Genomic DNA, 21,896 nt, shown 5'->3' with positions numbered 1-21,896 from the left:
ATCCCCGCTGGGTTGCGCAGCGACCCCAAATTCTGTGCAACGACACAGACTGATGGCGAGCGCTCCGCACTCGAGCGGGGCGGTGCGACGTTTCGCTAAATCCCCTCGCCACAGGAGCACCGCGGTGCAATCAGTCATCGGCCATCCCCAACACAATCCGCCCGCTGGAACAGGCCGCCGTGGCGTTGCGATAGGCAAAGTACAGCTTGCCGCGTTCGCGGTCGAAGCGCAGGTGCAGTTGGAGCTCATCGCCAGGGCGCACCAGTTGCTGGAATTTCAGCACTTCCATGCCGCCGAATCGGGGCGGCAGGTCCAGCAGTTGCTGGCCCAGGCTCAAGGCCCAGTCGACCTGCACCACGCCGGGCAATACCGGAGCGCAGGGGAAGTGGCCGCTGAAGTACGCAAGGTCAGGCGGCACGACCAGTCGCAGGTTCCATTCACCGTCGGTTTCGACCTGCTCCAACACTTCGGGGGCTTTGGGGCGTGGCGCCATCAGCAGCGCCTCGACTTCGGCCTGAGGCAGCTTGCCCTGGGCGTTGAGCGGCAACTGCCGCAGCCAGCGCCAGCGCCGTGGCAGAGCGAGGGTTTCGCAATGTTCGCTCAGGTGCCGGCGCAGGCCCTCGGTCACGGCGCGCCGGCCCTGGTTGCGCAAGGCCCGCAGGCCGGCGTCGCTCAGCACCAACAGCGCGCCGAGGGAGGCACGACTCTCCTGTACCACCCCCAGCCGTGCTTCGCTGACCCAGTCGTGGGTCACCAGCGCGTGTTCGAGCATGGGCAGGGAGATGCGTTTCTCTTCGAGCTTGACGATACGGTCCAGTCGCCCGAGCAGTTCGAAGCGGCCATCTTCGGCAATCTGCGCCGCATCGGCGGTGTGCTCCACATGCCCGACCGGCAGATAGGGCGAAGCGATCAGCAAGGCGCCGTCGCTGTCCTGGCTCAGTTCGACGCCGGCAAAGGGTTGCCACAATCCGCCACCCTGGCGCCAGGCGATACCGCCGGTTTCCGAACTGCCGAAAATTTCCGTCGGCCATTGTCCCAGGCGTCGCTGCAGGCTTTGCGCGGCCTCGGTTGGCAAGGCGCCGCCGGAGGAGAACACCCGACGCACGCTGCTCAGGGCCGGCCAATCGAGGTTATCGCCCATGCGCTTGAGCAACGCCGGACTGGCGACCCAGGCGAACACCGGTTGCTCGCGGCTGGCGCGTTGCAGGTCTTCGGGGAAGGCCAATTGCCGACGCACAAAGGTACGCCCGGCGCACAGCGGCCACAGCACCCGGAACAGCAGCCCGTAGATGTGTTGGGTGGCAACGCTGCCGATCACGCAGGCCGGGCCCAGGTCGGCGCCCCACAGGTGTTCCAAGGCCTGGACCTCGTTACTCAACTGCCGCAGGGTTTTCTCGATACGCTTGGGCTCGCCGCTGGAGCCGGAGGTGCACAGGCTCAGCCAGCACTGATCAAGGTCCAGTTCGGCGGCGTCCATCGGCGTCTGTTGCAAATCGCCGGGATGGGTGTCGCCGGGCTGGTCGGTCAGCCACAGGTCGACGTCCGCAGCCCAGCGCTGGCGTGTCTGCGCTTGCAGGTCGGCGGGAAGCAGGACCCGTACCCCGGCGCGCCAGGCACCGAGCAGGGCGATGGCCAGGTCGGCGGCATCTTCCAGGTGCACTGCCACATGGCGCACGCCCCGGGCTTGCAGGCCGGCCGCCAGGCGCAGCGCCGCGTCCCGCAGTTGCGAATGATCCAGCGTCGGATCGACCGCGACGGCGCGTTCCGGCTGAGCCCTGAGCAACATCTGCTCAAGTGTTATCCAATTCATGGGCGGCCTCTTACCCGTTGTCGTATGAGCCATTCAATGGCAAACAGCAGCCCCATCAATCCGTAGGAAATCAGGCCGGTGTACAACATCCACCAGCTCAGCGGCGCCCAAAGGGTCAGGGCGGCGGCGAGCAAACCGTTACACAGGAAAAACACGCTCCAGGCCACTGTGACCTGACGCGTATACACCACCGCCTTGGCCGGCAACTGCGGTTCACGCAGGCGGGCCAGGCGTTCGATCATCGGCGGGCCGTATTTCAGGCTCAGGGCGAACAGCCCGAGCATGAACGCGCTGATCAGCACCGGGTACCAGCGCAGCAGGAGCGGGCTGTCGAACAGCGCAAGCAACACACAAAACACGATCGCCGTCGCCGCCATCCAACGGCTGCCGGCGCCGCCCTCGCCCAGCACTGCCCGGGCCAACCACAGGCTACCCAGCAGCAGCCCGAACTGCCACGGGGCGAAATGCTCCATGCCGAAATACACCGCAAAGGGGTACAGCAGGCCCGCCAGCAGCAGGCCGAGGCCAATCAGCCGGGTCATGCGGCCGGTTGAACCAGTCGATAGACCGCCTCGACCACGTCATTGACGGTGCGCACCGACTTGAATTCTTCGGCGGCGATTTTCTTGCCGGTCTGGCGCTTGATGTGGTCGATCAGGTCGACCGCATCGATGCTGTCGATTTCCAGGTCCTGGTACAGGTTCGATTCCAGCGTCACGCGCTCGGGGTCCAGCTCGAAGAGCTCGACCAGAGCATCACGCAGGGTGTTGAAGATGTCGTCGCGAGTTTGCATGGTCCGGTCTCAGGCTTCTTGTTTTGCACTGACGAAGGCCGCAAGGCTCGCCACATTGCTGAAATGATTACGGGTGTCCTTGGCGTCGGCGTCGATCTTGATGCCGTACTTTTTCTGGATCGCCAGGCCGAGCTCCAGGGCATCCACCGAGTCCAGGCCCAGGCCTTCGCCGAACAGGGTCTGGTGGTCGCCGATGTCGTCGATGCCGATGTCTTCCAGGCCGAGGGCGTCGATGATCAGCTGTTTGATGTCACGGTGCAGATCGCTCATCTTCGGCGAGCTCCTTGATGTAATAGTGATGCAAAAAATCGTTGAGCCTGCGCGAGGCCTGGGGCGGCGGGCCGAGCGCGGCGAACGCCTGTGGATCTATATCGGCCCCGACGTGAAAACTGAAGTGCACGCGGCGCTGGGGGATGCGATACCAGGGTTCAGCCTTGGTCAGGGTCGTGGGGTTGACCTTGATCGTGACGGGCGTGAGGATTTTCGCACCCCGCAGGGCGATGGCCGCGGCCCCCCGATGAAAGGCCGGCACCTGGCCTGGCTGGGTGCGCGTGCCTTCGGGGAAGACGATCAGCGCCTGGCCATCTTGCAGCGCGTCGCTGGCGGCATCGAGCATGTCCATGCTGCCGTCATTGCTGATGTACTGGGTCGAACGCAATGGGCCCCGGGTAAAAGGATTGTCCCACAGGCTTTGCTTGACTACGCAGTTGGCGTCGGGCACCAGCCCGATCAGGAACACCACGTCGATCAGCGACGGGTGATTGGCAATGATCATCTGCCCGGGGCGCCCGAGCCGTTCGGCGCCATCGATCTGATAGGTGAGCACGCCGGTGCGGGCCATGAAGCGGATAAAGAACCAGAACAACCGCCCAACGGTGCGGCGGGCCCTTTGGCGGTGGGCCTGGGCATCGCCGGGCAGCCAGGCCAGCAACGGAAAAACCAGTAAACGCAGGCACAGCCCGCCCAGCCCGAACAGGGCGAAGCTTGCGGCGGTCGCGACCAGGCGCCAGTAATAGGCGTCGCGATGTTTACCGGTCACCGGTTGCGTTGCCAGGTCCATACACGATTCTTCCAGGCATGTTGGCAGGTGGTTTCGTTGTTCAGCAGGGTACGCAACAGATCCAGGGCATGGGGCCAGTCGTTGCCATGCAACTGGCCGGCCTGCGCGGACAGGTCCAGTTGCCAGTCATCGCCCGGGGTCAGCAGCAGGCCCACGGCATAGGGGAATGGCACGTCATTGACCCACGGTGCGTAGACCTGCGGCGGTTGTTCTTCGGTGATCACCAGCAACACCGCCGGCGAGCCCTCATTCAGTAATGCGGCGGCTTCCAGCACACCGTGTTCCAAGCCGTCACCGGTAGCGGCCAGGGCAGTCATTTCGCTGGTTTCGCCGCGCATGATCGACCACAGGCCAATCACGGCGTTGTGCACCGACAGGCTGAACTGGGTCGGCGACAAGGGCTGGTCGGCTGCCAGGTCCTTGAGAATCTCGAAAGTGCGCGGGGTTTCGCCGTGACGGGAAATAAAGACCAACGGTAGGTCCGGCCGATCCTCGGCCAGTGGCCAGCCGACGCTGAAGGCCATCCGCGCCAGGCGGCTGAGGCGCCGACGCTGCATGGCCGGCAGGAACGATACGTCAGGGGCGGCGTCGCTGGCCGGTAATACCACCGGCTGTCGGCTCCATGCCTGCCAATCGTCCACGCTTTCGAGCCCAGGGGCCCACGCGCGCCATTGGGCGATATTGAAATTGATCACAAACTTCATCCCACCCCTGCGGGCTTTTATTGTCACGGTTCAGTGGTTTGACCCGCGTCCAACCCTGCATGGTCTTGCGACCCAAGTGGCGCGCATTATCCCGGTGCGGTTGGCTTGTAGCAAATACTGGTTACATTTTGCCCAGCAAAATGTACGGGCCGGTCCGCTCAATGCCAGGGCTTGGACCATTGTCGCGATCACCGTGAGCGTGTCTGCCGGTTGTTTCTGTCATTGCCCCGGCAAAATTGACGCCTGAATCGTTGGAAAAGCCACTGTTGCTGTAGTCCTTCTACGCAGAAGGTAGCTAAGCGGTGTCGCGGCCTACTACACTCGGGAATCTTTGATACACGGAGGTTTTGACATGCGGCGTGTGGTGTTCAATCAGAAAGGTGGCGTGGGCAAGTCCAGCATCGCCTGCAATCTGGCGGCAGTCAGCGCCAGCGAGGGCTATCGCACGTTGTTGGTAGACCTGGATGCCCAGGCCAACTCCACTCAATACCTGACTGGCTTGACCGGCGATGACATTCCCATGGGCATTGCTGACTTCTTCAAGCAGACCCTGTCGTCCGGGCCCTTCTCGAAAAAGAACAAGGTGGATATCTACGAAACGCCGTTCGACAACTTGCATGTCATCACCGCCACGGCGGAGTTGACGGACCTGCAGCCCAAGCTCGAGGCCAAGCACAAGATCAACAAGCTGCGCAAATTGCTCGAAGAGCTGGAGGAGGATTACGACCGGATTTACCTGGATACCCCGCCAGCGTTAAATTTCTATGCGGTTTCGGCGTTGATCGCCGCTGATCGGGTGTTGATCCCTTTCGACTGCGACAGTTTTTCCCGTCAGGCGCTGTATGGCCTGCTGGCGGAAATCGAAGAGCTCAAGGACGACCATAACGAAGGCCTGGAAGTCGAGGGCATTGTGGTTAATCAGTTCCAGGCTCGCGCCAGCCTGCCACAGCAGATTCTCGACGAACTGATCGCCGAAGGCCTGCCGGTATTGCCGGTGTACCTGAGCAGTTCAGTACGCATGCGCGAATCCCACCAGGCCAGCCTGCCGCTGATCCATCTCGACCCACGGCACAAGCTGACCCAGCAGTTCATGGAGTTGCATAGTTTGCTGGAAAGTGCCTGATAGACAGGCTTATACAAGTCCACTGTGGGAGCGAGCTTGCTCGCGATGGCGGTCTGACAGTCGATGCAGTATTGACTGATACATCGCCATCGCGAGCAAGCTCGCTCCCACACAGTGCTTTGTTTTAAATCCCCTGGCTACGCAACCAACCCATCAACTGCGGCAACGGCAGCGCCCCACTCTGGCGCGCCACCTCCCGGCCATCCTTGAACAGGATCAGGCTGGGAATCGAGCGGATCCCCAACTGCGCCGACAACTGCTGGTTGGCCTCGCTGTCGAGCTTGGCCAGCCGGCATTTGCCCGTCAGTTGCGCGGCGGCCTGTTCGAATACCGGCGCGAAGGACTTGCACGGCCCACACCAATCGGCCCACACATCCACCAGCAACGGCAGGTCACCCTTGATCTGGCTGGCGTAGTCGCCTTGCTTGAGTTCGAACGGTTTGCTCAATAACACCTGGGCCTTGCAGCGCCCACACTTGGGCTGGTCGCCCAGGCGTTCGGCGGGTATGCGATTGAGCCCGTTGCAATGGGGGCAGGGGATCAGCATCAGGTCAGTCTCCAGGAAAAATCATTTACAGATTGAACGCTATATAGAAATCACCACAAAAACCTGTGGGAGCGGGCTTGCTCGCGATGGCGGCGTATCAGTCAATACTGCATTGACTGTCAGACCGCTATCGCGAGCAAGCTCGCTCCCACAAGGGTAGATCGGTGTGGCGATTACTTGGCGTTGGTCAGCGTGTTGTAGCTGGTCATCAGGTTGCGGTAGTCCGGGATGTGGTTGGAGAACAAGGTCGCCAGCCCTTCCACGTCGTTGCGCCAGTCGCGGTGCAGTTCACAGGCCAGGCCGAACCAGGTCATCAGTTGTGCACCCGAGGATGACATGCGGTCCCAGGCCGATTGACGGGTCAGTTCGTTGAACGTGCCGGACGCGTCGGTGACCACGAACACTTCGAAACCTTCGGCCAGGGCCGACAGTGCCGGGAAGGCTACGCAGACTTCAGTGACGACGCCGGCGATGATCAGTTGCTTCTTGCCGGTGGCCTTGATCGCCTTGACGAAATCTTCGTTGTCCCAAGCGTTGATCTGACCAGGGCGAGCGATGTACGGCGCGTCCGGGAACAGGGTCTTGAGTTCGGGCATCAACGGGCCGTTGGGGCCGGTTTCGAAGCTGGTGGTGAGGATGGTCGGCAGTTGGAAGTACTTCGCCAGATCAGCCAGGGCCAGCACGTTGTTCTTGAAGCGGTCCGGGTCGATGTCGCGTACCAGGGACAGCAGGCCGGCTTGGTGATCGACCAGCAGGACGGCGGCGTTATCTTTGTCGAGACGGTTGTAGGAAGTAGTCATGGCGTAGCCCTCATTAAGTTTTGGTTGCCGAAGGTTTCGGCGTGGTTAAGGTTTTTAATGTCGGTGTAGCGATTGATCGGTGACTCATCCGGTCGAAGCGCTTCGGCTTCAAACCGTGTTGCGTTTCGATGGGTGTAGATTAGAACTGGCACCTTTGAATCGCTAGACTGCAAAAATCCGCCTTAGCGTTCTATTTGGAGAACGATCATCGAAGACCTCAATACGCTTTACTACTTCACCCAGGTGGTCGAGCACCGTGGGTTCGCCGCCGCGGGCCGGGCGCTGGACATGCCAAAGTCCAAGCTCAGCCGGCGTATCGCCCAGTTGGAAGATCGGCTCGGGGTACGCTTGCTTCATCGCACCAGCCGCCACTGCACGTTGACCGAGATCGGCCAGGCCTATTACCAGCGCTGCCTGGCGATGCGGGTCGAGGCCGAGAGCGCGGCGGAGGTGATCGAGCGCAACCGCTCCGAACCCCAGGGGCTGGTGCGCATCAGTTGCCCGACGGCGCTGCTCAACAGTTGGGTCGGACCGATGCTGACCCGCTATATGCTCAAGTACCCACGGGTGGAGTTGTTCATCGAGAGTACCAACCGCCGGGTCGACCTGATTCACGAAGGATTCGATATCGCCTTGCGGGTGCGCTTTCCGCCGCTGGAAAACACCGACATGGTCATGAAGGTGTTGAGCAACAGCACCCAATGCCTGGTAGGTAGCCCGGCGTTTCTGGAGTGCTTGTCTTCACCGGCCTCCCCGGCGGACCTCAACGGCTTGCCCAGCGTGCACTGGGGCGCGGCGCAGCGGGAATACCAATGGGAGTTGTTCGGCCCGGACGGCACCCGCGCGCTGATCCGCCATGAACCGCGCATGGTCACCGACGACCTGCTGGCCCTGCGTCACGCCGTGCTGGCAGGCATCGGCATCGCTCACCTGCCCACCGTGGTGGTGCGTGAGGACGTTGCGGCCGGGCGGCTGGTGGAGCTGGTGCCAGGCTGGACGCCCAAGTGTGGCATCGTCCATGCGATCTTTGCCTCACGACGTGGGTTGCTGCCGTCGGTGCGTACGCTGATCGATTTTCTGGCCGAGGAATTCAGCCACAGCGATATGGCGTAGGGCAGGCGCTCTTGAGTGAGCGTGCTGTGGGAGCCAAGCTTGCTCGCGATGAACGATAACGCGATCTTCCGGTAGATCGTGGTGCCTTCATCGCGAGCAAGCTCAGCTCCCACAGGCTTTTCACCGATCTTCCTTCCGAGTTTCGCCAAAGGTATCCAAGGCTGCCATTCATCAGGTGCGCTGCACTGAAAAGGTGTCACGGCCTCAAAAAGACACCACGTACCTGTTTGCAACCCAGGAGGTCCCATGAGCCATCCTCAAGATCCAACCACGCCCCAGGCAGTGGACAACCCCAACGACGACGGCTTCGTACTCGGCACCGCCGGCCGCGACGAAGATCCCAACGCCGCTCCGTCCTACGCCATCGACCGCCGCCACGACCGGGATGAACTGACCCCTGAAGACGTCCGCGGCATGCCCGGCTATCCCGAGGAAAAGCCACCTGCCAAACCCAAGGAGAAGGGGGTTGAGGAGGCAGAACCGGGGATCGAGACGCCTGAGCAGGGGAACGATAAGGTTGGATGAGCAGGACTCATATCTGCTCACATTTCTTACCGAGACCTAAAGCTTTTGGCGACTAGGCTGGAAACCAGCAAGAGCTGACCATTTGTCTAACTGGCGCTATCGCAATTTGCGATGCGCCAGATTTGTGGTTAACTTCCTCCATAGCAAAATGCGATAAGGACGTTGCATGCATGTGATCACTGAGAAACGCATTTGGGAGGCCAAGGAGAAATGGCCACATTCAGCGAATGCGTTGGATCAATGGTATCGGCTGATCAAGCGTAATAGCCCGGCAGATTTCGCAGCGATGAAATCCATATTTCCGGCAACCGATAAGGTCGGTCCGCTGCATGTGTTTGACATCGGTGGAAACAAGTTGCGGCTGATTGCGGTGATTCGATACCGAGCGCAGCGTCTGTATATCAAATGCGTGCTTGACCATCGGGAATATGACAGAGGCAAGTGGAAGGAGCAAAAGGGATGAGTGCACTGATCGAACAAGTCGCCGCCCATTGGGAGTTTGTGTCGCCCCTGCTGCGTAAGCCCAGGAGCGAAGAGGATTACGACCGGTTGGCTGCAGCGCTCGATGAATTGTTGGAATTGGTTGGCGAAGAAGAAGCCCATCCGCTGATGAGCCTGGTGGACATCATCGGTGAATGGATCGAGGCCTGGGACCATCAACACCGGCCGATGCCCAAGGCCACTGGCGTTGAGGCGCTTCGTTATCTGATGCGTGAACACGGTTTGAGCCAGAGCGATTTGCCGGGCATAGGCACCCAGTCGGTGGTGTCGGAGATATTGAGTGGTAAGCGCCAGCTCAATTTAAGGCAGATCCGCTGGCTGGCGGAGCGCTTCGGCGTATCGGTTGAAACCTTTATTTGATGGCTTGGCGCGCTGTGGCGAGGGAGCAAGCTCGCGCTCGGCTGCGAAGCAGTCGTCGCTTATGAGGTGTTGGGGCTGCTGCGCAGCCCAGCGGGAGCAAACTCCCTCGCCACAGAGGATGTGCTATGTCGACTGGCGTGGTTCGACACTGTCCAGTGCGCGGTTCGCCAGTAAGCCGCTCAGTTCGATCAACTGCTGAATGCCCATGGCAATGTGTCGCCTGGAGCCTTTCAGATCGAATGCCAGGTCACTGATCATGGCGTTGGCCGAGGCTAGGTTTTCGCTGAGGTTGGCGAGCAGGGTTTCTGTGTCGACGCCATTGACGACGGTGAACAGTTGGCCTGGATCGGCCTCGGGTTTGCTGGGTTTTGGGTTGAGGTAGTAGTCGAGGACGCGGTCTGCCGTTTCGTCGAATTCTTTTGAGTTTGGGTTGGCTGGATCGGTGTCTGGTGGGTTGGGGGTTGCTTTGAACATAGATGAAACTCCTTGATGAGTGGAGTCGTCACCCGTCGCTGCTAAACGAAGAGGGTGGCGGCTGTACGCGGGTTAGCAGACCAGGCATCAAGGAACCCGGCGCACCGAAGTGCCCCACGCATAGCCGCCATAATGCTGACAAGTTGATGGTGATCAACTGTTCGAATGGCGACACTGGCGTGCCTTGATGTTGTTCGAGCTGCTAAACCCGATCGCTGATTTTCAGCGACCAGGAAACGATAAAGCCCGACCCCAAGGCGCACAAGCCGGCGGATTCTGGCGTAGTTGTAGGCAATGGCGCAAGGCGGCGTAGCCTGCTCCTGAATGGTCCTACATCGAAATAAACGCGGTGATTTTTACGGGGAGTGGATTGGCTTGATGTTCAGGCGTTGGACTGAGAAGTCTTTGATGAATTGAAGATTGCTATCGCGAGCAAGCTCGCTCCCACAGGGGGTGGGTGTTGTCGCAAGTATTGCGATCACACAGTTCCCAATGTGGGAGCGAGCTTGCTCGCGATGACTTTCTCCCAGACAACCCTGAACCTGTGGCAAGGGAGTGTTATGACGAACAGCTGATCTCCAGGTGCTTGCCCCACTCCGGCGGGCGCTGTGCGTAGCTGTCCATGCCCGGTTGTTCATCGAACGGCTTGCTCAGCACCGTGTGCAGGCGGCGGACTTCTTCGTAGTCGCCTGATTCGGCGGCGTCGATGGCTTTCTGGGCCAGGTAGTTGCGCAGCACGTACAGCGGGTTGACGGCGTGCATGCGGGCGCGGCGCTGGTCTTGGTCGACGGGGCCTTCGCGGTTGACGCGGGCGACATAGAGCTCGCCCCAGGCGTCGAAGCCCTTGAGGTCGACGAAGTCATCGCGCAGGGTGGCGACGGCTTGCTCGGGCGCCTGGTCGCCCAGTCGGCGGAAGAACACGCTGTAGTCGACGCCGCTGTTCTGCATCAATTGCAGCAGGCGTTCCAGCAACTTCTGGTCATCTTCTTCGGCGCCGGTCAGGCCGAGGCGGCGGCGCATCAGGTCCAGGTAGTGGGCCTGGTACAGCGGCAAGTACAACCCGAGGGTCTCGCGCAGGGCGTCGACGCTGATGAAGGGCGTCAGGGCCTGGGCCAGGGCACTGAGGTTCCACTGGCCGATGGGCACCTGGTTGCTGAACGAGTAGCGACCCTGGTCATCGGAGTGGTTGCAGATGAAGTTGGCGTCGAAGTCGTCGAGGAACGCGAACGGCCCGAAGTCGAAGGTGATGCCCAGGATCGACATGTTGTCGGTGTTCATCACGCCGTGGCAGAAACCGTAGGCTTGCCATTTGGCAATCAGCTCTGCGTTGCGCTCGACGATTTCGCGGAACATCGCCAGGTACGGCTCCGGCTGCTCGCGGCACTCGGCAAAATGCAGATTCAACACGTGCTCGGCGAGGGCCGCGTGCAGCTCTGGCTTCTTGGTGTAGTAGAAATATTCGAAATGCCCGAAGCGCACATGGCTGGGGGCCAGGCGCAGCACCATGGCGGCGCGCTCCTGCTTTTCCCGCCACACCGGGGTGTCCGAGCCGATCACGCACAAGGCGCGGGTGGTGGGGATGCCGAGGGCGTGCAGGGCTTCGGAGGCGAGGAATTCGCGAATCGAGGAACGCAGCACCGCGCGCCCGTCGCCCATCCGTGAAAACGGCGTCTGGCCGGCGCCCTTGAGGTGCAGGTCCCAGTGCTCGCCGGCCTCGTTGTACACCTCGCCCAGCAGCAACCCGCGGCCATCACCCAATTGCGGGTTGTAATGCCCGAACTGATGCCCGGAATACACCATCGCCCGTGGCTCGGTTTCGGCCCAGAGCTTGTGGCCGCCAAAGATCTCGGCGAACAGCGGTGCGTCGGCTTCAGCGGGGTCGAGGTCCAGCAACACCATGGCCGCCGGGCTGGCGACCACCAGTCGTGGATTGTCGATGGGCTCGGGCAGCACGTGGGCCGAGAAACCGTCGCCCAGGCGGGCGAAGCGGTTATCGAAGGTCAGGGTTTCCAGCGTTTTCATGGCCGTCTCCGGCGGGACGCCCGCAGGCAACCCGCGATCAGTCGAGTGTGCCTTGCGGCGGTTCAGGCACCGGCTTGATGCTGGCGACAGCCGACGGCACGGGCGTGATGGTCTTTTTGTCGGGCTCGGCAGGCACCAGTTTGTATTCCTGGCCCTGAAGGTTCTTCAGATAGATTTCCATCTGCCGGAAGGAGATGTTGATGTGCTCCTTCTTGAATTCCCGATTGATGAAGCGGTTGATCTCGTCCAGCACCGGGTTGCGGTCGCCGAGGTCGCGCACATGCATGCGCAGCTCATGGTCCAGGGTACTTTCACCGAAGTTCAGGAAGTACACGATCGGCTCCGGCTCCTTCAAGACGCGGGGGTTGTCACGCGCGGCCTTGAGCAGCAATTCACGCACCCGATCCAGGTCCGAGCCGTAGTCCACGCCCAGTTTCAGAGTCACCCGGGTGACGGTGTCGGTCAGCGACCAGTTGATCAGTTGCCCGGTGATAAAGGTCTTGTTCGGGACGATGATGTCCTTGCGGTCGAAGTCGGTGATGGTGGTCGCACGAATGCGGATCTTGCTGACCGTGCCCGACAGGTTGCCGATGGTGATGGTGTCGCCGATGCGTACCGGACGCTCGAACAGGATCATGATCCCGGAGATGAAGTTGGCGAAGATCTCCTGCATGCCGAAGCCCAGGCCCACCGACAGCGCGGCCACCAGCCATTGCAGTTTGTCCCAGCTCACGCCCAGGGTGGACAGGGTGGTGACAAAGCCGACGCCGGCGATCACATAGGACAGCAACGTGGTGGTGGCATACGCACTGCCCTGGGCCAGGTTCAGCTTCGACAGCACGAACACTTCCAGCAGGCCTGGCAGGTTGCGCGCCAGGGCGAAGGTGATGCCGATGATGATCAGCGCCCCGAGCATGTCGCCAATGCTGATGGGCACCATGCTCATGTTGGCGCCGGTGCCGCTGGTGTATTCGTAGAGGGTGATGTTGTCCAGGTAGGAGAACACGCTGATCAGGTCCGACCAGACCCAGTACAGCGCGGCGATGAAACCGCCCAGCAGCGCCAGGCGGATCAGGCGCAGGGACTGTTCGTTGACCTTCTCGATGTCCAGGGTCGGCTCCTCGACCACCGCTTCGCCGTCGCCGGCTTCCTTGGCGGCCTGACGCTTGGCCAGGGCACGCTGGTAGGCCAGGCGCCGCGCCGCCACCGACAGGCCGCGGACGAAGGTGGCCTCGATCACCAGCCAGAACATCAGCAGGTACAGGGTGTTGATCAAGCGGTCGCTGAGCTTCAGCGCGGTGTAGTAGTAGCCGAAGCACACTGCTACGAATAGCGCGATCGGCAGCGCGGTGAACAGCACCCCGACGGCCTTGCGGAACAGCGAGGTGTTTCTGTGCGTTGGGCTGCTGAGCAACAGGCGGCTGAGCAACCAGGCCATCAGCGCGTAGCAGGTCAGCACCACCGGCATGCCGAGCACGTCATCGGCCAGGGTCGAGGGTTGCAACTCGGCCACGGCCACCACGGCCACCAACGCCAGCACCACCAGCCCGAGCCGGCGGATCCAGCCTTGGAGGAATTCGACCTGGGGTTTCTCCCAGCGAAAATGCAACTCGGCCACGCCGCCCGGCGCCAGCACTCGATAGGCGGTGTAGAACACCAGCCAGGCCTGGCCGATCTGCAGCAGCGCCGCGCCGAGGTTGGCGTTCTGGCCGCGGGCGTCGATCTGCAAGGCATAGCCGCAGAGGGTCAGCCCCAGGGCCACCGGCATCGCCAGCAGGATATTGATCAGGATCGCCTGGGGGGTGTGCCACTGGCTGTCGCGCTTGAAGTGGCCAACGTCCTGGTGAACCTTGTTCAGGCGAGCATAGAGATGCTTGCGCCGCCACAGCAGGGCACCGATCAGCAGCGCCAGGGGTAGGAACAGCAATGGCCGCTGGGTCAGGCCATCGGCCAGTTCACTGAGACTGGAGGCCCAGGGCAGCGAGTCGACCTGTTTCTCCAGACGCGTCGGCACGGCCCGCATCCATTCGAAATCCAGCGGCTTGTTGCTGGGAATCCAGAACATCTGCTCTTCGAGGGTCGCCCGCAGGTTCTGGGCGGTGCTGAGCAACTGCTTCTGGTTGAGCTGCAGGGTGATGGATTCGTTGAGCACCGCGCTCAACTCGCGGTTGAGGCGTTCCAGCAGGTCGACGCGGGTCAGTGCCAGTTCCAGCAAGGTCTTGCGCAGTTGCGGCGTGGCTTGTTCCGAAGGCTGGGAGGCCAGCAGGTTGTCGACGTAGGCGCTGGGGTTGTTCAGCAGCTCACGCTGCTGGCTGACTTCGAACTGGTACAGGCGGATGTCGGCGATCTGGTCGGCGAGGTTCTGGTCGAGCTTCAGGCGTGGCAGGGTCTGGCGCTGCTTGTAGAGGATCTTGGAGAGCAGCAGGCTGCCCTTGAGCACGCTGATTTGCTCGTCCAGGGCGGCGTCGGTCTGGGTCACGTTGTCCAGCAGTTGCTTGGTCTGCAGATTTTGCTGGGTGACCTCGTTGAGGCGGTCGGTGCTTTTGAGCAGGTAGTCGGAGAGCTTCAGGTTGGCCGCGCTTTCGGTGGCCAGCAAGCTGCTGCCACCGGCCTTCTGGGCCTCGATGGATTGCTGGGTCACCGTCTCCTGGGATTGGGCCAGGCGCTTCTGGTTGATCAGGTTTTGCAGGTCCTGGATTTCCTGCTCCATGCGGGCGATTTTTTCCATCAGCAGATCGTGCTGGCCGTTGCCCAGGTCCTGCAGTTGGCTGTTGCCGGCCAGTTCCTGGCGGCGCAACGGGATCAGCGCATTGAGCGCCGCCAACTCGGCGTTGAGCTGGTCGCGCTGCTCGCCGCTCAAGGTCTTGCCGGCGTCCCGGCCGGCCTTGAGGATGGTATTGATCTGCTGGATACGGGTCTGGCTGCTGGAAATTTCCGCCTGGGCACGCTCGGGACGGGTCTGGGCGGTGATGATCAGGCTGTTGGCATCGGCCAGGGCTTTTTGCAGATCACTCTGCTGGGTGGAGCGATCCGAGAGCATTTGCTCGAGCTGGGGAATCGGCAGGTTGCCATAGCGTTGCGCCACCGGCACCACGGTGGTGCTCTTGAGCCGCGCCAGTTCGCGCTGGTTCTCGATGTTCTGCTTGGGCGCAGTGGCCAGTTGCTGCTTGAGCGCCTGCAACTTCTGTTCGTAGTCAGCCTTGTTGTTGAGCTGGGTCAGCGTGTTCTGCAAGACGGCCTGCAGGGCTTTCTGGTCGGCTTCCGGCAGTTTGCGGTCGGCGATCTTGTCCAAGCTGGCCTGCACCGAGGTGCTGGTGGGAAGATCTGCGGCTTGCACTGTGCAGACGGAGAGACTCAGGCCCAGCAGGGCAATGGCGAAAAAGGAGCGCAGGGTAGGCATAGAGACCGGTCGAGCAAGTGAGAGTGGGAGCAGTTTAGAGGAACAAGCCGGGACCCGGGCGACTTCCTTCGGGGAATCTGACGCCCACTTTGCCGATCTTGTTCCCGTCCATGGCCGCGACGGTCCACAGGGTGTTGTTCCAATCCACCTGGTCGCCGACCACCGGCGCACCGCCGACTTTCTGGGCAATGAAGCGGCCCAGGGACATGTCTGGATCGATGCCGTCCAGCTTCAACCCGTACAGCGCGGCAACCGCGGCCAGCTGGGCGTCTCCTTCGAGTACGAAGTCGCCGAAAAAGCGCAAATCCAGGCCCCGTTGCGGCGCTTGGCTGAACAGTTTTCCAAGGGCCGGCAAATCGTGTTCATGGCCGATAACACACAGCAAATCATCGACTTCCAACACCGTACTACCCGACGGATGGAGCAGTTGCTGACCCCGAAACAGGGCGGCGATACGGGTGCCTTCAGGCATTTTCAGGTCCCGCAGGGGCGAGCCGATGCACCATTTCTCCGCGCCCAGGCGATAGATGAACAGCTCCCACTCGCTGGTGACGTGCACTTCCAGCGCGGCCCGGGAAATCGGTAGCGGCTCGGGCGGGACGGTCACATGCAGCAACTTGGCGACCCACGGCAGGCTCGTGCCCTGCACCAGCAGCGAGACCAACACGATAAAGAATGCCAGGTTGAAATAGAGCTGGGCGTGGGGCAGGCCGGCCATCAGCGGGAACACTGCCAAGATGATCGGCACCGCGCCGCGCAGGCCGACCCAGGAAATGAAGGCTTTTTCACGACCATGGAACGCCTTGAACGGCAGCAGGCCGACCATGACCGACAACGGGCGGGCAAACAGGATCATCCACAACGCCAGCCCCAGGGCCGGCAGGGCGATCGGCAACAGGTCGTGGGGCGTGACCAGCAGCCCCAGCACCAGGAACATGCCGATCTGCGCCAGCCAGGCCATGCCATCGAGCATGTGCAGGATGCCGTGGCGGCTGCGTACCGGGCGATTGCCCAGCACCAGGCCGCACAGGTACACCGCCAGGAAGCCGCTGCCATGCAGGGCGTTGGTCAGCGCGAATACCGCCAGGCCGCCGCTGATGACCAGGATCGGATAGAGACCGTTGGCCAGGTTGATGCGATTGACCAATTGCAGCATCAGCCAACCACCGCCCAGGCCGATCACCGCGCCGATGCCGAACTCGCGTACCAGGTGCCCCAGCAGGTTCCAATGCAGGCCGGTTTCGCCACTGGCGAGCATGCCGATCAGGGTGACGGTGAGGAACACCGCCATGGGGTCGTTGCTGCCGGACTCGATCTCCAGTGTTGCGCTGACCCGTTCGTTCAGGCCCTTGCCGCCCAGCAGCGAGAACACTGCCGCGGCATCGGTCGAACCGACGATGGCGCCAATCAGCAGACCTTGCATCAAGTTCAGATTGAACAGCCACGCCGCCGCCAGGCCGGTCAGCCCGGTGGTGATCAGCACCCCGACCGTGGCCAGGGACAACGCCGGCCACAACGCTACGCGAAAGCTCGACACCCGTGTGCGCAAGCCGCCGTCCAGCAGGATCACCGCCAAGGCGAGGTTGCCGACCAGGTAGGCCGTGGCGTAGTTATCGAAAAGAATACCGGCGCCGTCGACACCGGCGACCATGCCCACGGCCAGGATGATCACCAGAATCGGGATGCCCAGGCGGGACGAAAGAGAACTGACCAGGATGCTCGCACCTACCAGCAACGCGCCGATCAAGAACAGGCTGTTGATGGTCGTTGCAGTCAAAGGCGTTACTCCGGGAAAACTGAGGGGCGGGCACAGACTGACCATGCAGTCTGCGTGCCAGCGATTCTAACCTGTTGAAATGTGATGCTGTCAAAAAAGGTTGGGGGACCGGGGTTCTGGGCGCAGCCCTTGTGGCGAGGGAGCTTGCTCCCGCTCGGCTGCGAAGCAGTCGTCGCTTTTGAAGTTTTGGGGCCGCTTCGCAGCCCAGCGGGAGCAAGCTCCCTCGCCACAACAGCATTGATCGCTCACGGATTGTGAGCGATCAAGGGTTTGCGGTTAAAGGCTGAACCGCCCAACCATGCTGTTCAAATCCACGGCCAGGCGCGACAGTTCGGCGCTGGCGGCACTGGTCTGGTTGGCGCCGGTGGCCGATTGCACCGACAGGTCGCGGATGTTCACCAGGTTGCGGTCCACTTCACGGGCCACCTGGGCCTGCTCCTCGGCGGCGCTGGCGATCACCAGGTTGCGTTCGTTGATCTCCACGATGGCGGTGTTGATCGTGTCCAGGGACATCCCGGCACCGCGGGCGATGTTCAAGGTCGATTCGGCGCGCTCGGTGCTGTTGCGCATCGAGTCCACGGCGTGTTCGGTGCCGCTCTGGATGCTGCCGATCATGCGTTCGATCTCGCTGGTCGACTGCTGGGTGCGGTGAGCCAGTGCGCGGACTTCGTCGGCTACCACCGCGAAGCCACGCCCGGCCTCACCGGCACGGGCCGCTTCGATGGCGGCGTTCAGGGCCAGCAGGTTGGTCTGGTCGGCCAGGCCACGGATCACGTCCAGCACTTTGCCGATGTCGCGGGACTCGTTGGCCAGGTTGCCGATCAGCGTGGCGGTGCTCTGCACGTCGGCACTCATGCGTTCAATGGCGCCGACGGTTTCCTGCACCAGGTCGCGGCCGTCGCCAGCGGACGTGGTGGCGTGTTTCGAGGCTTCGGAGGTGCTGACCGCGTTGCGCGCGACTTCTTCCACGGCGCTGGTCATCTCGTTGACCGCTGTCGCGGCCTGTTCGATTTCGTTGTTCTGCTGGGTCAGGCCCCGGGCGCTTTCGTCGGTGACGCTGTTGAGCTCTTCGGCGGCGGAGGCCAGTTGCGTGGCCGAGCCGGAGATCCGCTGCAAGGTGTCGCGCAGTTTTTCCTGCATGGTCGACATCGCCCGCAGCAGGCGGCCGGCTTCGTCGCTGCCATCGACGGTAATCGGCCGGGTCAGGTTGCCCTTGGCGATTTCTTCGGCGGCCTCCAGCGCGTTGGCAATCGGCTGGGTGATGCTGTTGGTCAGCAGCCAGGCGAACAGCAGGGTCAGGCCGGTGGCGATGACCAGTAAGGTGACTACCCAGTTGAAAGCGCTTGAATATTGTTGCGCTGCGCCCTGATTGAGGGCCTCGGCTTGCTGGTTGTTGATCTCCACCAAGCGGCCGATTGCGGCATTGATGGCATCGGAGTTACTCAGCAGTTCAGTGTTGAGCAGCGTGCGCAGTTCATCGACCTGATTGTTGCGTGACAGGGTTTTCATGCGCTCTTCGAGCTGACGGTACTGCCCGAGCAGTTGCACATACTGATCGTAGGCGGCTCGTTCGTCCGGTGCGCTGATGAGCTTTTCGTAGGCGGTCTGGGCCGCGCGGATCTGTTGGCTGCGTTGTTCGAACAGATCGTAGGTTTTCTGCTGGATGTCCGGTTCGCGGTTGACCAGCAAGCGATAGGACAATACGCGCAGGCGCAGAGTGAGCTGGGTGAACTCATCCAGGGCCTTGATGCTGGGCACGCTGTTTTGGGCAATGCTTTCGCCGGACCCGCGGATTTTGCTCATCTGGCTCAGGGCGAATACCCCAAGGGCCAGCATCAGGGCGCCAATCAAGGCAAACCCCAGGAACGCCCGCGGCGCGATGTTCATATTACGTAGGGACATGGAAAGTACCGAAAGAAGATGCGTCCGTGCGGGCTGAGACTGCTGTTCCCTGACTTATCGGTCATACGCCTGAAGTCTTGAGGCGCTGTGGGCTTTTGTCGCAGGGCAACGCTTGTCACGCGACGAAGGGTAGGAACCGGATGCTTGAATCGTAGTCTCTACAGCTCGCGAGCCAAGCACCGCCACCTTTGTAAAGCGTGGCATCGGCGGTGACTTTTCTTTATCGTACGCGCCCCTTGGAAAAGCCTGGAAATCAATATGTTGGAAACATCCCTCAGCCAACTGGAGCAACTGGTCAACGACCTGGTGCAACAGAACCTGCGCCTGACCGGCCTGAACGAAACCCTGAGCGCGGAACTTGCCCGGGCCAAGGATGAAAACGAAAGCCTGCAACTGAGCCTGATGGAACAGGAAGAACTGCACGGCGCCACCGCCGCCCGCATCCAGGCCCTGATCGAGCGCGCTAGCGCCGGTCCTGTCAGCGCATGAAGCACGGCGTCGATGGGGTGACGGTCATCTCGATCCTGGGAGAAGACTATTCAATCAAAGCGCCGGCCGGGCAGGAGCAGGCCCTGTTGGACGCCGCTTTGATGCTCAAGGCCGCACTGGCCGACACGAAAAGGAAATACCCGACACTGATCGGTGATCGCCTGCTGGTATTGGCGGCCATGAATCTGTGTTCGCAACAGATTGAAATGCAGAAGAGCCATCAGGCAGAACTCGACCGTTACCAAGAGCAAGTCAGCGCCACGGTCGAGGTGATTGCCAAGACGATTCAGCAGGCCTGAACCGTTAGCGAATGCTGACGGTGGGGTTTGTGTGGGAGCGAGCTTGCTCGCGATGGCGGTGGATCAGGCAGATCAATTGCAACTGACATACCGCTATCGCGAGCAAGCTCGCTCCCACAATGGATTGGTGGTGAACGCAAATATTGTGTCCACTTGCCCCCCCCTGTGGGAGCGAGCTTGCTCGCGATTGGTTTTCAGCCCCGCTGCAAGACCCGGCTCAGAACCACTCATCCCGCATCCCCGAACACGTATCATCCCGCGCTTCGAGCAGCTCTAGCTCATGGTGACACCCCGGCACTTCCCAGGTCAGGAAGTAGCGCGCCGCTTGCAGCTTGCCGTTATAGAAGTCGCTGTCCGCGGCATTGCCCTTGGCCAGACCTTCCTCGGCCCGAATCGCCTGTTCCAGCCAGCGCCAGCCGATCACCATGTGCCCAAACACCTTCAGGTACAGTGCGGAGTTGGCGAGGCTGCTGTTGACTTTGCCTTGGGCCAAGTCCGTCAGCAGGCCGAGGGTGAGGGTTTGCAGGCGTGCCACCAACGCTTCCAGCGGCTGACGCAACGGCGTCAATGAGGGGTGAGCCTGGGACCGTTCAGTGGTGTCGGCCACCAGACGGATCAATTGCTTGAGCCCGGCACCACCGTTCTGCGCCAGCTTGCGCCCCAGCAGGTCCAGGGACTGGATGCCGTGGGTGCCTTCATGGATCGGGTTGAGGCGGTTGTCGCGGTAATACTGTTCCACCGGGTATTCGCGGGTGTAGCCGTGGCCGCCGAGAATCTGGATCGCCAGCTCGTTGGCTTTCAGGCAGAACTCCGAGGGCCAGGATTTAACGATGGGGGTCAGCAGGTCCAGCAGTTCATGGGCGCGCCGACGCTCGGCTTCGCTGTCCAGGGTGGTGGTGTCATCGAACAGCCGGGCCGCGTACAAGCCCAGGTCAAACGAACCCTCGACGTAGGCCTTCTGGGTCAACAGCATGCGGCGCACGTCGGCGTGCTGGATGATCGCCACGGGGGCGGTGGTCGGGTCCTTGCTGTCGGGCACTCGGCCCTGTGGGCGTTCGCGAGCGTACTCAAGGGAATACAGGTAGCCGGCGTAACCCAGCATCACCGCGCCCATGCCGACGCCGATCCGCGCCTCGTTCATCATCTGGAACATGTAGCTCAGGCCGTGGTGCGGTTTTCCTACGAGGTAACCGACACATTCGCCGTTGTCGCCGAAGTTCAGCGCGGTCGACGTGGTGCCGCGCCAGCCCATCTTGTGGAACAGCCCGGCCAGCAGCACGTCGTTACGCGGGCCGAGGCTGCCATCGTCGTTGACCAGGAACTTGGGCACGATAAACAGCGAAATGCCTTTCACACCCGGTGGGGCGTCCGGCAATTTCGCCAAGACCATGTGCACGATGTTTTCCGACAACGGGTGATCGCCGCCGGAGATGAAGATCTTGTTGCCCTTGAGTCGATAGGTACCGTCGGAAGCCGGTTCAGCGCGTGTACGAATATCCGACAGTGAAGAACCTGCATGGGGCTCGGTCAGGGCCATGGTGCCGAAGAAGCGGCCGTCGATCATCGGTTGCAGGAAGCGTTGCTTTTGCTCCTCGCTGCCGAAGCTTTCGATCAGGTTCGCCGCGCCCATGGTCAGGAACGGGTAAGAGGTCGATGCGGCATTGGCCGACTGGAAGTGTGCGAAGCAAGCCTGGGACAGCAACGTCGGGAGTTGCATGCCACCCGCCTCGAAGCTGCGCGCGGCGTTGAGAAAGCCCGCCTCGAGGAAGGCATCCACCGCCGGCTTGACCTCGGGAATCAGGATCGCCTGGCCGTTCTCGTAGCGCGGTTCGTTTTCATCATTCTTGCGGTTATGGGGCGCGAAAAATTTCTCGGCGATACTGCGGGCCGTGCCGAGGGCTGCGTCGAAGGTTTCGCGATTGTGTTCGGCAAACCGCTCGCGCTGGGTCAGGCCCTCGGCATCGAGGACTTCATACAGCTCGAAAGCCAGATTGCGGGAACTGAGCAACGTCTCGGACATGGCGGCCTACCTTTTTTGGAATGGGCCGAGTCTAGGCGTGGGAATGGAGGCTGAACAGGATGATTGATGGCAGTGATGCAGAGGTTAGGGTGACACTAATCCAATGTGGGAGCGGGCTTTGTGGGAGCAAGGCTTGCCCGCGATGAAAGCGCCGCGGTCTCTTGAGGACCGCAGCGC

General features: G+C 61.7%; 20 protein-coding genes and 2 pseudogenes. 7 read left to right on the top strand and 15 right to left on the bottom strand.

Going from position 1 to position 21,896, the window contains the following annotated elements:
- Positions 1–130 precede the first annotated feature (130 nt).
- From AB4N80_RS02805 to AB4N80_RS02780, 6 genes are read right to left on the bottom strand one after another with little or no spacing between them, the layout of a single operon-like run.
- Positions 131–1,810 carry an AMP-binding protein gene (locus AB4N80_RS02805; RefSeq protein ID WP_122565342.1) on the bottom strand — a complete coding sequence of 560 codons (1,680 nt, stop codon included), beginning with the start codon at positions 1,808–1,810 and terminating at the stop codon, positions 131–133.
- On the bottom strand, positions 1,807–2,352 hold the full coding sequence (locus AB4N80_RS02800; protein WP_122565343.1) for a COG4648 family protein: 546 nt from the start codon (positions 2,350–2,352) through the stop codon (positions 1,807–1,809). Before AB4N80_RS02800 ends, AB4N80_RS02805 begins: the two co-directional genes overlap by 4 nt.
- Positions 2,349–2,603, bottom strand: coding sequence for an acyl carrier protein (locus AB4N80_RS02795; RefSeq protein WP_030140951.1), 255 nt, complete (start codon positions 2,601–2,603; stop codon positions 2,349–2,351). Before AB4N80_RS02795 ends, AB4N80_RS02800 begins: the two co-directional genes overlap by 4 nt.
- A 9-nt stretch (positions 2,604–2,612) precedes the next feature.
- A complete protein-coding gene (locus AB4N80_RS02790; RefSeq protein WP_122565344.1) occupies positions 2,613–2,873 on the bottom strand; it encodes a phosphopantetheine-binding protein in 261 nt (86 codons plus the stop codon).
- Entirely contained in the window at positions 2,854–3,663 is an 810-nt protein-coding gene (locus AB4N80_RS02785) for a lysophospholipid acyltransferase family protein (RefSeq protein WP_122565345.1), read from the bottom strand. Before AB4N80_RS02785 ends, AB4N80_RS02790 begins: the two co-directional genes overlap by 20 nt.
- Positions 3,639–4,367, bottom strand: coding sequence for a beta-ketoacyl synthase chain length factor (locus AB4N80_RS02780; protein WP_122565346.1), 729 nt, complete (start codon positions 4,365–4,367; stop codon positions 3,639–3,641). Before AB4N80_RS02780 ends, AB4N80_RS02785 begins: the two co-directional genes overlap by 25 nt.
- 352 nt (positions 4,368–4,719) lie before the next feature.
- On the opposite strand from AB4N80_RS02780, the gene AB4N80_RS02775 reads away from it, so the two are divergent.
- Positions 4,720–5,490 carry a ParA family protein gene (locus AB4N80_RS02775; protein ID WP_014336219.1) on the top strand — a complete coding sequence of 257 codons (771 nt, stop codon included), beginning with the start codon at positions 4,720–4,722 and terminating at the stop codon, positions 5,488–5,490.
- Between the two features lie 124 nt (positions 5,491–5,614).
- On the opposite strand, the gene trxC is transcribed toward AB4N80_RS02775, so the two are convergent.
- Positions 5,615–6,037, bottom strand: coding sequence for a thioredoxin TrxC (gene trxC, locus AB4N80_RS02770; RefSeq protein WP_122565348.1), 423 nt, complete (start codon positions 6,035–6,037; stop codon positions 5,615–5,617).
- Between the two features lie 173 nt (positions 6,038–6,210).
- Positions 6,211–6,837: an isochorismate family cysteine hydrolase YcaC gene (ycaC, locus tag AB4N80_RS02765; RefSeq protein ID WP_018603387.1), complete on the bottom strand. Its 627-nt coding sequence runs from the start codon at positions 6,835–6,837 to the stop codon at positions 6,211–6,213.
- Positions 6,838–7,044: 207 nt separating this feature from the next.
- Between ycaC and AB4N80_RS02760 the strand changes: the two genes are divergently transcribed.
- From AB4N80_RS02760 to AB4N80_RS02745, 4 genes are all read left to right on the top strand, one after another.
- The gene (locus AB4N80_RS02760) at positions 7,045–7,950 is read left to right on the top strand and encodes a LysR substrate-binding domain-containing protein (RefSeq protein ID WP_205929588.1); all 906 of its coding nucleotides are present in this window, start codon (positions 7,045–7,047) and stop codon (positions 7,948–7,950) included.
- A 246-nt stretch (positions 7,951–8,196) separates the two neighbouring features.
- Positions 8,197–8,475 (top strand): hypothetical protein, encoded by a 279-nt coding sequence (locus AB4N80_RS02755; RefSeq protein ID WP_305469397.1) that lies wholly within the window; start codon positions 8,197–8,199, stop codon positions 8,473–8,475.
- A 166-nt stretch (positions 8,476–8,641) separates the two neighbouring features.
- Positions 8,642–8,938: a type II toxin-antitoxin system HigB family toxin gene (locus AB4N80_RS02750; RefSeq protein ID WP_305469399.1), complete on the top strand. Its 297-nt coding sequence runs from the start codon at positions 8,642–8,644 to the stop codon at positions 8,936–8,938.
- Positions 8,935–9,336, top strand: a complete 402-nt coding sequence (locus tag AB4N80_RS02745) for a helix-turn-helix domain-containing protein (RefSeq protein WP_305482453.1) — start codon at positions 8,935–8,937, stop codon at positions 9,334–9,336. The genes AB4N80_RS02750 and AB4N80_RS02745 overlap by 4 nt, the downstream gene beginning before the upstream one ends.
- A gap of 123 nt (positions 9,337–9,459) precedes the next feature.
- Here AB4N80_RS02745 and AB4N80_RS02740 read toward each other — a convergent pair whose 3' ends face one another.
- From AB4N80_RS02740 to AB4N80_RS02715, 6 genes and pseudogenes are all read right to left on the bottom strand, one after another.
- Positions 9,460–9,810 (bottom strand): DUF6124 family protein, encoded by a 351-nt coding sequence (locus tag AB4N80_RS02740; RefSeq protein ID WP_354338195.1) that lies wholly within the window; start codon positions 9,808–9,810, stop codon positions 9,460–9,462.
- Between the two features lie 558 nt (positions 9,811–10,368).
- Positions 10,369–11,832, bottom strand: a complete 1,464-nt coding sequence (selO, locus tag AB4N80_RS02735) for a protein adenylyltransferase SelO (RefSeq protein ID WP_460080583.1) — start codon at positions 11,830–11,832, stop codon at positions 10,369–10,371.
- A 37-nt stretch (positions 11,833–11,869) separates the two neighbouring features.
- Positions 11,870–15,232: a mechanosensitive channel MscK gene (gene mscK / locus AB4N80_RS02730; RefSeq protein WP_122565353.1), complete on the bottom strand. Its 3,363-nt coding sequence runs from the start codon at positions 15,230–15,232 to the stop codon at positions 11,870–11,872.
- A 34-nt stretch (positions 15,233–15,266) separates the two neighbouring features.
- Positions 15,267–17,009 (bottom strand): potassium/proton antiporter, encoded by a 1,743-nt coding sequence (locus tag AB4N80_RS02725; protein WP_122565354.1) that lies wholly within the window; start codon positions 17,007–17,009, stop codon positions 15,267–15,269.
- 276 nt (positions 17,010–17,285) lie between these two features.
- Positions 17,286–17,885 (bottom strand): annotated as a pseudogene (locus AB4N80_RS02720) (methyl-accepting chemotaxis protein); the annotation flags it as partial.
- Positions 17,886–18,188: 303 nt separating this feature from the next.
- Positions 18,189–18,845: pseudogene (locus AB4N80_RS02715) on the bottom strand (MCP four helix bundle domain-containing protein); the annotation flags it as partial.
- 324 nt (positions 18,846–19,169) lie between these two features.
- Here AB4N80_RS02715 and AB4N80_RS02710 point away from each other — a divergent pair.
- Together AB4N80_RS02710 and AB4N80_RS02705 are read left to right on the top strand one after the other, a co-directional pair.
- Entirely contained in the window at positions 19,170–19,400 is a 231-nt protein-coding gene (locus tag AB4N80_RS02710; RefSeq protein ID WP_122565356.1) for a hypothetical protein, read from the top strand.
- Positions 19,397–19,699, top strand: coding sequence for a cell division protein ZapA (locus tag AB4N80_RS02705; protein WP_460080580.1), 303 nt, complete (start codon positions 19,397–19,399; stop codon positions 19,697–19,699). The genes AB4N80_RS02710 and AB4N80_RS02705 overlap by 4 nt, the downstream gene beginning before the upstream one ends.
- Before the next feature lie 217 nt (positions 19,700–19,916).
- Here AB4N80_RS02705 and AB4N80_RS02700 read toward each other — a convergent pair whose 3' ends face one another.
- Positions 19,917–21,719, bottom strand: coding sequence for an acyl-CoA dehydrogenase (locus AB4N80_RS02700; RefSeq protein WP_460080578.1), 1,803 nt, complete (start codon positions 21,717–21,719; stop codon positions 19,917–19,919).
- Positions 21,720–21,896: the final 177 nt, after the last annotated feature.

This window comes from Pseudomonas sp. H3_A02, from assembly GCF_054671965.1.
Note: the sequence above shows the minus strand (reverse complement) of the source record. Positions and strands in the feature narration are given on the sequence as shown.